Source organism: Nocardioides stalactiti, assembly GCF_014180715.1.
Lineage (GTDB): Bacteria > Actinomycetota > Actinomycetes > Propionibacteriales > Nocardioidaceae > Nocardioides > Nocardioides stalactiti.
On record NZ_JACEFC010000128.1, the window covers coordinates 1 to 11177 of the forward strand.

The following is an 11177-nucleotide window of genomic DNA, read 5'->3' on the forward strand; positions in this document are numbered from 1 at the left end:
CGACCTGCCTCCGGAGACCGCCGAGATCCTGCTCCGGCTGATGGAGCCCGAGGAGGCCGAGGACGTCCGGCGGCTGATGAAGTACGTCGAGAACACCGCCGGCGGCATGATGACGCCGGAGCCGGTGATCCTCGGGCCCGACGCCACCGTCGCCGACGCGCTCGCCCACGTGCGCAACCCCGAGCTCACACCCGCCCTGGCCTCGATGGTGTTCGTGTGCCGCCAGCCGTTGGAGTGCCCGACCGGCAAGCTGCTCGGCGTCGCCCACATCCAACGGTTGCTGCGCGAACCGCCCTCGACGCTGGTGGCGGGCGTCCTCGACGACGCCCTCGAGGTCCTCCGTCCCGAGAGCACGATCGACGAGGTCGCGGCCCACCTGGCGACCTACAACCTGGTGGCCGCCCCGGTCGTCGACGAGGAGCGCCGGCTCATCGGCGCGGTGAGCGTCGACGACCTCCTCGACCACATGCTCCCGGACAACTGGCGCGAGCAGCAGGCGGAGCGTCGTGCCTGAGTCGCGCCGGCCCGGAGACCGGCTCGACACGCCACAGGCCGTCAAGCGGCCGCTCACCTGGCGCCCGTCGTACGACACCGACACGTTCGGCGTCTTCGCCGAGCGGTTCGCGCGCTTCATGGGCACCGCCAAGTTCCTGCTGTGGATGACGGTCTTCGTCATCACCTGGGTCCTGTGGAACTTCCTGGCCCCGGCCGACTGGCGCTTCGACGAGTACCCGCTCATCTTCCTGACCCTGATGCTCAGCCTGCAGGCGTCGTACGCCGCGCCGCTGATCCTGCTCGCGCAGAACCGCCAGGAGGACCGCGACCGGGTCGTCGCCGCCCAGGACCGCGACGCCGCGAGCCGCGCCCACGCCGACATGGAGTTCCTCGCCCGCGAGGTCGCGTCGCTGCGGATGTCGATGGGCGAGGTCGCGACCCGCGACTACCTGCGCTCGGAGCTGCGGGCACTCCTGTCGGAGCTCGAGGACCGGGAAACCGAGCGCGAGGCCGAGCGCGAGGCCGAGGGTGGGCCGTCTCACGAGGGCCGCGAGTAACGACCCGCCGCCACCGCTCCGTAGACTCGTGGCGATATGAGTACCACGCACGCTCTCCCCACGCTCGACCAGGTGAACGCTGCCCTGGCAGGAGTCAACGACCCCGAGATCAAGCGCCCGATCACTGAGCTCGGCATGGTCGACAACGTCGAGATCCAGGAGGACGGCCTGGTCAAGGTCCGCGTGCTGCTGACCGTGGCCGGCTGCCCGCTCAAGGACACGATCAACCGCGACGTGACCGCCGCGGTCAGCGCCCTCGCGGGCGTCACGAGGGTCGAGATCGACCTCGGCGTGATGACCTCCGAGCAGCGCGGCTCGCTCCACGAGCAGCTCCGTGGGGGCCAGGCCCAGCGCGAGATCCTGTTCGCCCAGCCCGGCTCGCTGACCAAGGTCTTCGCGATCGCCAGCGGCAAGGGCGGTGTCGGCAAGTCCTCGGTCACCGTCAACCTCGCGCTCGCGCTGGCGGCCGCCGGCCGCAAGGTCGGGGTCGTGGNCAGCGGCGTCTCGGTCATCTCCGTCGGCATGCTCAAGCCCAAGCGCGAGCAGGTCATCGCCTGGCGCGGTCCGATGCTCGACCGGGCGCTCGTCCAGATGCTCTCCGACGTCTACTGGGGCGACCTCGACGTCCTGCTCCTCGACCTGCCGCCCGGCACCGGCGACATCGCGATCTCGCTCGGCCAGCACCTGCCCAACGCGGAGGTCGTCGTCGTGACCACCCCGCAGGAGGCAGCTGCCGAGGTGGCCGAGCGCGCCGGCACGATGGCCTCGATGATGCACCAGAGGGTCGTCGGGGTCATCGAGAACATGAGCTACCTGCCGTGCCCGCACTGCACGCCCGAGGGCAAGGAGCACCGGCTCGACGTGTTCGGCTCCGGCGGCGGCGAGCGGGTGGCCGACACCCTCTCGAAGCGGTTCGGCTACGACGTCCCGCTGCTCGGCTCGGTGCCGCTCGACATCTCGCTGCGCGAGGGCGGCGACGCCGGCAAGCCGATCGTGGAGGCCGACCCGACCGCGCCCGCGGCGATCGCGCTCAACGCCATCGCCGACCGCCTCGACGGACGCAGCCGTGGCCTCGCGGGCCTCCAGCTGGGTCTCACCCCGAGCAACAAGTTCTGACCGGCTGAGCGGGCACGGGGGCGGCGGTGTTCGGGATCGGGTTCGGCGAGCTCGTCGTCATCGCGTTCCTCGCCGTGCTCGTCTTCGGCCCCGAACGTCTTCCTGAGCTGGCCAAGCAAGCCGGTCAGATGATGCGGAAGGTCCGCGACTTCGCCAACAACGCCCGCGACGAGCTGCGAGCCGAGCTCGGGCCGGAGTTCGCCGACCTCGAGCTGCGCGACCTCGACCCACGCGCGATCGTGCGCAAGCACATCGCCGAGGCGATGGCCGACGAGGACGACGAGATCTTCCGGGCCAAGCCCGAACGACGCCCGCTCGAGCCCGACGAGCGTCCTCCGTACGACGTCGACGCGACCTGACGGCTCGAGGCTGCGTCTCAGGCGCGGGACTGAGCCGCTGAGAGCGCGGTGAAGGGCACCAGGATCATCCGCCGGTCGTCACCCTCGACGAGCTCGCAGAAGTCTGCGCCGATGCGCCGCAGGGTGCCCTCGTGGTGGGACCCGTCCCGCAGGTGGAGCCGGCACCGCTCGCCGGCCTCGGCGATGCGGCGGAGCGCGGACCCGAGCCCGAGCCGGGTCAGCGGCGACCAGGTCTCCTCGGCGACGGCGCGCACCGAGGCGCGCTCGACCGTGGTGATCGCGTCGACGCTGACGACCCAGTCGTGCTTGCCGGACGACACGAGCAGCCACTCGGCAGCGACCCGGTCGACGGTGCCGGTGAGCGGACCGACCCCGAGAACACCGAGCGTGACCTCGGTGCCGGCCGATCCCATCAGCCGGCTGGCGAGGGTCACGGTCTGGTAGTCGGCCTGGCCCTCGAGGTCCTCGAAGACGGCGAAGAGGTCGGACTCCCAGCTCATGGGCTCCACCTCATCACATGAAGGCTGTGGAAAGAATCTTGACCCTGTTCGTGGACGCGTCGAATATTGAACAAAGCCACGCAACGCAAGGATTTCTCGGGATGTTCCTTCCTTCCGGTGGGGTGGTCCCGGCGTTCCCCGACGCCCGGGCCCCCGTCCCCGTCGCACCTGTCCAGGGGACGCTCGCGCTCGCGCTCGTCCCGCGCTGCGAGCCACCGGCCGTGACCGGCACCAGCCACCGGGGTGCGACGGTCGTCCCCATCGACTACCGCCAGCGCGCGGTCGTCGAGGAGTGGACGCGCCGGTTCGTCCAGGCTGCGGTCGAGATCGTCGGCGGTGACCGCCCCGTCTCCCAGCTGTGCCGGTGGACCACCGAGGAGGTCCACGCCGACCTCCGGCGCCGCGCCCACCTCGTCGCCCGGGCTGGCGGGCACCAACCGGGCCTCGCACGGGTCCAGCTGGTGCGGCCGCGCGTGCTCAGCGTGCACACGTGCTTCCTCGGCCCCGACCGGGTGGAGGTCGCCGTGCACGTCCGCTACGGCGAGCGGTCGCGCGCGGTCGCCGCCTGCTTCGAGCGGATCGAGCAGCGCTGGATCTGTTCGGCGCTGGATTTCTCCTGAGTCGGGGCGCCCCGGCCGCAGATCTTCCCAAAAGTGACGGCGGTCACTATGTTCGGCCAGGGTCCGTTCGGACCCCGGGGAGGGAAGACCCGAGGAGACGACGAAGAATGTTCCGGACGTTCGTGGCCGCGCTGGCGGTCGCCGCAGCGACCTTGCTCGCCCCGCTCCCCAGCCCGACGGCCAACGCCGACGGACCCGGCTCCGGCGCCCCGTGGGTCGTCTCGGTCGGCGACTCCTACATCTCCGGCGAGGCCGGCCGCTGGGCCGGCTCCTCCAACTCCAGCAGCAGCCGGGCCGACGCGACCGGCGCCTCGACGTACTGGGACAACGCGTCCGGGACCGGCGAGGCGATCGACCGCTGCCACCGCAGCAAGAGCGCCGAGATCCACATCGGCGGCGGCGTCAACAGCCTCAACCTGGCCTGCTCGGGCGCCAAGACGGCGACCGCGACCGGTGAGTACTTCAAGCCGGGGCTCGACTTCTACTCGGGCACGCAGGGCGTCGGCCAGGCCCGCGCGCTGCAGACCTTCGCCACGACCCACAACGTCAAGATGGTCGTCGTCAGTATCGGCGGCAACGACTTCAACTTCGCCAGCATCGTCCAGCAGTGCGTGACCGACTTCCTCGCGTCGCCGTCGTGGTGGCCCGACTACTGCAAGGACGACAGCAGCGTCACCAGCAACTTCACCAGCAGCAACGTGAGCACGGTGAGGACCCGGATCGCCAACGCCCTCCTCAACGTGCGGACGGCGATGCGCAACGCCGGCTACGCCGACACGTCGTGGACGATGCTCGTCCAGACCTACCCGTCCCCCATCCCCAACGGCTCCGGCTTCCGCTACAGCCAGAGCGGCTACACCCGCCAGAGCACCGGTGGCTGCGGCTTCTGGAACGCCGACGCCGACTGGGCCAACAGCTCGGCGCTCCCGACGATCAACAACACCGTGACCGGCGCGATCACCCAGGCCGGCATCGGCAACGCCAAGGTGCTCAACCTGTCGAGCACGTTCAACGGGCGTCGGCTGTGCGAGAACGGCGTCGGTCTGTACGAGGAGGTCGGCGTCGCCAACTGGACCTCGGCGGGCGCGGTGGACAAGACCGAGTGGGTCAACCAGATCCGCACCGTCTCCACCTGCTGCTCCAGCAGCCCGTACTACATCCAGGAGTCCTTCCACCCGAACTACTGGGGCCAGCTGGCCGTCCGCTCCTGCGTGCGCCAGGCCTACAACGGCGGTACCCCGAAGGGCGGCACCTGCGCCCGCACCGGCACCGGCCTGCTCAACGGTGAACCGAGGATGACCCTCCAGTAGAGAGGGCGAATCGGGACCTTCCTGAATCGAAACGGGGGTTGTCCGCAGCCAAGCTGCGGACAACCCCCGTTTCGATTCAGGAAGGTCCCGATTCGCGTCGTCAGGAGACGCGAGCCGTCGTACCCGTGGGGCCGCCGGGCGCGCCGTGGCAGCGCTTGTACTTCTTGCCCGAGCCGCAGGGGCACAGCTGGTTGCGGCCGATCTCGGCGAACTCGTCGTCCTCGTCGGAGACCCGAGCACCCCGCACCTCCGGCTCGCCGGTGACGTCGCTCGGCGCCGAGTAGGACAGGAACTCCGGCTTCTTCGGAGCGTCGAGCCCCTTCGCCTTGATCTGCGGCGTCGCGGCCTTGAGCTGGGCGGAGATCTCCGCGAGCCCGGGACCCGAGGCTCCGACGCCGACGGGCGGCTCGGCGAGCGCACCCTGGTGCATCGGGCCCTCGTGGCGGGAGCCGTCGGCGTGGTAGTGGAACTGCGGCTCGTCGTCCTCGACCTGGACCTCGAGGTTGAAGAGGAAACCGACGGTCTCCTCCTTGATGCCGTCCATCATCGCCGCGAACATGTCGTAGCCCTCGCGCTGGTACTCGACCAGCGGGTCACGCTGCGAGTAGGCGCGCAGGTAGATGCCCTCGCGGAGGTAGTCCATCTCGTAGAGGTGCTCGCGCCACTTGCGGTCGAGGACCGACAGCAGGACGCGGCGCTCGAGCTCGCGCACGACCTCCTCGCCGACCTCCTCCTCGCGAGCGTCGTACGCCGCGTGGGCGTCGGCCTTGAGGCGCTCGATGAGGTCGTCCCTGTGGAGCGCGGCGTGGTCGCCGAACTCCTTCTTGACGTCCTCGACCGGGACCGAGACCGGCCAGAACTGCTTGAGGTCGGTCCAGAGCTGGTCGAGGTCCCACTCCTCCGACCCCTGGTCGATGGAGCCGCTGACGAAGCCCGTGACGACGTCGTCGATGAACGTGCGGATCTGGTCCTCGAGGTCCACGCCCTCGAGCACCTCACGCCGCTCGCCGTAGATGACCTTGCGCTGCCGGTCCATCACGTCGTCGTACTTGAGGACGTTCTTGCGGGACTCGAAGTTCTGCGACTCCACCTGGCCCTGGGCGTTGGCGATCGCGCTCGTGACCCGCTTGTTCTCGATCGGGACGTCGTCCGGGATCTTCAGCATCACGAGGACACGGTCGACCCAGTCGGACTTGAAGAGCCGCATCAGCTCGTCCTGGAGCGACAGGTAGAAGCGGGACTCCCCCGGGTCGCCCTGACGGCCCGAGCGACCGCGCAGCTGGTTGTCGATACGACGCGACTCGTGGCGCTCGGTGCCGACGACGTAGAGGCCGCCGAGCTCGCGGACCTCGTCGTGCTCGTCGGCGACCTGCTCCTTGATCTTCTCGAGCATGGCGGGCCAGGCGGCGTCGTAGTCGTCGGCGGTCTCGCCCGTCGGCTCCAGTCCCTGCTTGCGCAGCTCCTGGTCGGCCAGGAACTCGACCGAGCCGCCGAGCATGATGTCGGTCCCGCGGCCGGCCATGTTGGTGGCGACCGTGACGGCGCCCTTGTGGCCGGCGAGGGCGACGATCTTGGCCTCGTCGGCGTGGACCTTGGCGTTGAGGACCGAGTGCGGCACGCCGCGCTTCTTCAGAGCCTGGGACAGGTACTCCGACTTCTCGACCGAGACGGTGCCGACGAGGACCGGCTGGCCCTTCTCGTTGCGCTCGACGATGTCGTCGACGACGGCGTCGTACTTCGCCTCCTCGGTGCGGTAGACCAGGTCGGGCTGGTCCTTGCGCACCATCGGCTTGTTGGTCGGGATCGGGACCACGCCGAGGCCGTAGATCTTGTCGAACTCCGAGGCTTCGGTGAGCGCGGTACCGGTCATCCCGGAGAGCTTCTCGTAGAGGCGGAAGTAGTTCTGGAGGGTCACGGTCGCGAGCGTCTGGTACTCCTCGCGGACCTTGACGCCCTCCTTGGCCTCGATCGCCTGGTGCAGGCCGTCGTTGTAGCGACGCCCCGCGAGCATGCGGCCGGTGTGCTCGTCGACGATGAGCACCTCGCCGTTCATGACGACGTACTCCTTGTCGTTGCGGAACAGCTCCTTGGCCTTGATGCAGTTGTGGAGGAACGAGATGAGCGGGGTGTTGGCCGCCTCGTAGAGGTTCTCGATGCCGAGGTGGTCCTCGACCCGCGTGATGCCGGGCTCGAGGACGGAGATCGTGCGCTTCTTCTCGTCGACCTCGTAGTCGACGTCACGCGTGAGCTTCTGGGCGATCTTCGCGAACTCGCCGTACCACTTGACCTCGTCCTGGGTCGGACCGCTGATGATGAGCGGGGTCCGGGCCTCGTCGATGAGGATCGAGTCGACCTCGTCGACGACGGCGAAGAAGTGGCTGCGCTGCACGCAGTCCTCGATCGAGGACGCCATGTTGTCGCGCAGGTAGTCGAAGCCGAGCTCGTTGTTGGTGCCGTAGGTGATGTCGCAGGCGTAGGCCTCGCGACGCGCGGCCGGGCGCATCTGCGGGAGGATCACGCCGGTGCTGAGCCCGAGGAAGTGGTGGACGCGGCCCATCCACTCCGCGTGGTACTTCGCCAGGTAGTCGTTGACGGTGACGACGTGGACGCCCTTGCCGGCGAGGGCGTTGAGGTAGGCCGGCAGGGTCGCGACGAGGGTCTTGCCCTCACCGGTCTTCATCTCGGCGATGTTGCCCATGTGGAGCGCGGCGCCACCCATGATCTGGACGTCGTAGTGCCGCTGGCCGATGACCCGCTTGGCCGCCTCACGCACCGTGGCGAACGCCTCGGGCATGAGGTCGTCGAGCGTCTCGCCGTCGGCGAGGCGCTTGCGGAACTCCTCCGTCATCCCCTGCAGCTCGGCGTCGGACATCGCCACGAAGTCGTCCTCGATGGCGTTGACTGCCTTCGCGACCGACTCGAGCTGGCGGAGGATCTTGCCCTCTCCGATACGGAGGAGCTTGTCGATGATCACTGGCACGGCGGCAACTCTACCTAGCGCTCGTTACGACTCCGACTCGCGCTCGGTGGCGGACTCGGCAGGGGGCTCGGAAGGGGTCCCGGCGGCCGCCTCTGCGTCGAACGCGGCGTAGGCCTCGGCCCGCTCGCGCTCGATCCTGCTCCCGAGCCGGTAGGCGGTCGCCCAGAGCAGGGCGAAGACCGGCCCGAGGATGAACATCGGCTGGACGACGACGCCCAGCGCGATCGCGGCGACCTGCACCGCGTGGCCCATCCAGTAGCCCCACTCGGCGCGGAGCAGGCCGGCCGTGAGCAGGCACCAGAGGGCGAGGCCGAGCCCGATCGTGAGCGCGGTCGAGGTGGCGACGTCGGTCAGCGCGATCATCACCGGGGTCGTCAGGCCGAGCGTGATCGCCTCGAGCGCGAGCACGGTCGCGCACAGCGAGCGGCGCGGGTTGTTCACTTGCGTCCCCCCAGCAGCAACCGGGCCTCGCCGACGGTCACGACCGACCCGGTCACCAGCACGGCGCCGGACGACAGCGCGTCCCCGGCGCCCGACTCGGCCAACCCGGCCGCGTGGTCGAGCGCGTCCGCGAGCCGGGGCACGACGGTGACCCGGTCCTCGCCGAAGACCTCGACGGCGGTCGCCGCGAGCTCGTCGGCCGGCAGCGCGCGAGCCGTCGAGTTCTGGGTGATGACGACGTGGGCGAGGAGCGGCTCGAACGCGGCCAGCAGGCCCTCGGCGTCCTTGTCGCCCATGACGCCGACCACGCCGATGAGCGGGTCGAACCGGAACGAGTCCTCGATCGCGGCGGCGGTCGCCTCGGCACCCGCCGGGTTGTGTGCCGCGTCGAGGACGATCGTCGGGCTCCGCCGCACGATCTCCAACCGGCCGGGCGAGGTCGCCTGGCCGAACGCCTCCCGGACCACCTCGTCCGACAACGGCTCGTCGCCTCCGAGGAGCGCCTCGACCGCCGCCAGGGCCGCTGCGGCGTTCTGCGCCTGGTGGGCGCCGTACAGCGGGAGGAAGAGGTCCTCGTAGTGCCCGCGCAGGCCGCGGAGCGTGACCGACTGACCACCGACGGCGGGAACCCGGGCGGTCACGCCGAACTCGATGCCCTCGCGGACGACGGTCGCACCGCCCTCGGCCGCCTGCTGCAGCAGCACCTCGGCCGCCTCCAGGGGCTGCTGGGCGAGGACCGCCACCGCGCCCGGCTTGATGATCCCCGCCTTCTCCCGGGCGATCGCCGCGACGGTGGTGCCGAGGAAATTCGCGTGGTCGAGCGCGATCGGGGTGACGACCGCGACGTCCGCGTCGATGACGTTGGTCGCGTCCCACGCGCCCCCCATCCCGACCTCCACCACGGCAACGTCCACCGGAGCGTCGGCGAACGCCGCGTAGGCCATGCCGACGACGGCCTCGAAGAAGGAGAGCGGGAACGGCTCGGCGGCGTCGACGAGGTGCGTGTACGGCGCCACGTCGTTGAACGCGCGCACGAACGCATCGTCGTCGAGGGGCTCACCGTCGACGCTGATCCGCTCGCTCATCTTCTCGACGTGCGGGCTCGTGAACCGGCCGGTGCGCAGGTCGAGGGCGCGCAGCAGCGTGTCGACCATTCGCGCGGTCGACGTCTTGCCGTTGGTGCCGGTCAGGTGGATGGAGCGGTAGCTGCGCTGAGGGTCGCCGAGCAGCTCGGTGAAGGCGCGGATCCGGTCGAGCGAGGGCTCGAGACGGGTCTCCGGCCAACGGCTCAGGAGGGCGTCCTCGGCCTCCGCGAAGGTCTCGGCGGGGCGGGGAGCTTCGGCCGCGTCGTCCGCGTCAGAAAAGTCGGTCATGTCGAGGCGCGAGTCTAGTGGCGCGGGCCGCGACCTACCCGATCGTCAGGTCCACGGTGTCCACGACGGGCTCGTAGCCGAGCGCCACGTAGATCCGGTTGGACGTCGGGTTGGCCTGGTCGGTGAACAGGCTCACCCGCGCCCCCTCGTCGAGCAGGCGCCGACTGACCTGGGCGACGGCGGCGCTCGCGTAGCCGCGGCCGCGGTGCTCCTTGGGCGTGAACACGGGGCCGATCCGGGCCACGCCGAACGCCGGCGGGCTGAAGCCGGTCAGGTGACGGGGGGTGTCGCCGTCGTCGACCCACATCCACACGCGCTCGTTGCGGATCCGGCCCTGGATGTCGACCAGGTCGATGCCTTCCGGCCGGTGCGCGCGGCCGTCGTGCCCGGCCTGCTCGTCGGCGTCGACGTGGAACTGGTGGAACCACTCCATCACCAGCGGTGCTTCCTCGGCGTACGCCGGCCGGAGCCGGCCGCGCGCCGGCGGCGCGTCGCGCAGGGTGCCGAGCTCGAAGAGCCGCAGGTGCATCCGCGGCGTGACGGTGCCGCCGGTCCGCTCGGCCACCCGGTCCGCGAAGACCCGGGCAGCGGGCAGTGCCCCGTTGGACCCGCCCACCTCCTCGCCCCGGTCGACGACAGCGTCCGCGAGGGCCACGGCCGCCCCGTCGGGCATCGGCAGCAGGCAGGGCGGGTACGGCGCGAACGGGGCGGTCCGCATGGCCGCGCCGACCACCGCACCGTGCTCGTCGGCGATCGAGGCGAACCACGAGTACGGCGTCGCCGGCACCGGGGTCCCGGCCGCCGCGGCCGCCGCCAACCGGGTCGCGACCGACGCCACGATCGTGGACTGCACGGGGTCGGCCGCCAGGAGGCCCCCGACGCGGTCCAGGAAACCGGCGGGGTCCTCGTCGATCGTCACGTCGAAGCCGCTGCCCACGCACCGAGGATCCCAGTACGGGTGCAGCGGCCTCCACCGATTTCCGGTCAGCTCGGCCGGATGAGCCCACGGATTCTGCGAACACGGGCCAGACAACCGGTCTAGTCTCCCTGCGAACCCCCCTTCAGGACGGACGGGTCCCGTGTCCGAAGACCTCCCACCGGGCGGCAGCCCAGGAGCCGCAGCCGCCGCTGGAGACCTGGCGCGCGCCCACGGCGACGCGCTCGTCGGCGGCACCCGGGTCGATCTGCTGGAACAGGCGTCGATGCTGTTGCACGAGGTCCTCGAGCAGGGCGGCACGCTCCCGGCCGCGGCCGCGTGGCGCATCGGTGCCGCCCACCACTACCGGGGCGAGTACTCCCAGGCTCACGTCTACTTCGAGGCCGGGCTCCCCGACACCACGGCCGACCCCGTCGACCGGGCCAGGCTCCTCGCCGGCCTCGCCTCGGTCCTGTGGGCCCAGGGCGACGCCGAGGACGGCCGCCGCTT

At 70.6% G+C, this 11177-nt stretch carries 12 protein-coding genes; 7 read left to right on the forward strand and 5 right to left on the reverse strand.

Translation table 11 applies throughout. The features are described from left to right. From H0487_RS19285 to H0487_RS19300, 4 genes are all read left to right on the forward strand, one after another. Positions 1-514: CBS domain-containing protein (locus H0487_RS19285; protein WP_183095856.1), on the forward strand; the 514-nt coding region annotated here is incomplete at its 5' end. After that, the gene (locus H0487_RS19290; protein ID WP_183095857.1) at positions 507-1052 is read left to right on the forward strand and encodes a DUF1003 domain-containing protein; all 546 of its coding nucleotides are present in this window, start codon (positions 507-509) and stop codon (positions 1050-1052) included. The genes H0487_RS19285 and H0487_RS19290, both read left to right, overlap by 8 nt. A 36-nt stretch (positions 1053-1088) precedes the next feature. Continuing rightward, positions 1089-2168, forward strand: coding sequence for a P-loop NTPase (locus H0487_RS19295; RefSeq protein ID WP_183095858.1), 1080 nt, complete (start codon positions 1089-1091; stop codon positions 2166-2168). 26 nt (positions 2169-2194) lie between these two features. After that, positions 2195-2527 (forward strand): sec-independent translocase, encoded by a 333-nt coding sequence (locus H0487_RS19300; RefSeq protein ID WP_183095859.1) that lies wholly within the window; start codon positions 2195-2197, stop codon positions 2525-2527. A 17-nt stretch (positions 2528-2544) separates the two neighbouring features. Here H0487_RS19300 and H0487_RS19305 read toward each other — a convergent pair whose 3' ends face one another. Beyond that, on the reverse strand, positions 2545-3027 hold the full coding sequence (locus H0487_RS19305; RefSeq protein WP_183095860.1) for a hypothetical protein: 483 nt from the start codon (positions 3025-3027) through the stop codon (positions 2545-2547). 101 nt (positions 3028-3128) lie between these two features. Between H0487_RS19305 and H0487_RS19310 the strand changes: the two genes are divergently transcribed. Both H0487_RS19310 and H0487_RS19315 read left to right on the forward strand, forming a co-directional pair. Further along, positions 3129-3647, forward strand: a complete 519-nt coding sequence (locus H0487_RS19310; RefSeq protein ID WP_183095861.1) for an Rv3235 family protein — start codon at positions 3129-3131, stop codon at positions 3645-3647. Between the two features lie 107 nt (positions 3648-3754). After that, positions 3755-4957 (forward strand): SGNH/GDSL hydrolase family protein, encoded by a 1203-nt coding sequence (locus tag H0487_RS19315; protein ID WP_183095862.1) that lies wholly within the window; start codon positions 3755-3757, stop codon positions 4955-4957. A 100-nt stretch (positions 4958-5057) separates the two neighbouring features. On the opposite strand, the gene secA is transcribed toward H0487_RS19315, so the two are convergent. From secA to H0487_RS24385, 4 genes are read right to left on the reverse strand one after another with little or no spacing between them, the layout of a single operon-like run. After that, positions 5058-7937 (reverse strand): preprotein translocase subunit SecA, encoded by a 2880-nt coding sequence (gene secA / locus H0487_RS19320; RefSeq protein ID WP_183095863.1) that lies wholly within the window; start codon positions 7935-7937, stop codon positions 5058-5060. A 24-nt stretch (positions 7938-7961) separates the two neighbouring features. Next, positions 7962-8378 (reverse strand): DUF4233 domain-containing protein, encoded by a 417-nt coding sequence (locus H0487_RS19325; protein ID WP_183095864.1) that lies wholly within the window; start codon positions 8376-8378, stop codon positions 7962-7964. Continuing rightward, complete coding sequence (folC, locus tag H0487_RS19330) at positions 8375-9751, reverse strand: bifunctional tetrahydrofolate synthase/dihydrofolate synthase (protein ID WP_183095865.1); 1377 nt, start codon at positions 9749-9751, stop codon at positions 8375-8377. The genes H0487_RS19325 and folC overlap by 4 nt, the downstream gene beginning before the upstream one ends. Before the next feature lie 34 nt (positions 9752-9785). Continuing rightward, on the reverse strand, positions 9786-10688 hold the full coding sequence (locus H0487_RS24385; RefSeq protein ID WP_183095866.1) for a GNAT family N-acetyltransferase: 903 nt from the start codon (positions 10686-10688) through the stop codon (positions 9786-9788). 142 nt (positions 10689-10830) lie between these two features. Between H0487_RS24385 and H0487_RS19340 the strand changes: the two genes are divergently transcribed. Beyond that, a partial coding sequence (locus H0487_RS19340; protein WP_220793594.1) for a hypothetical protein occupies positions 10831-11177 on the forward strand: 347 nt, incomplete at its 3' end.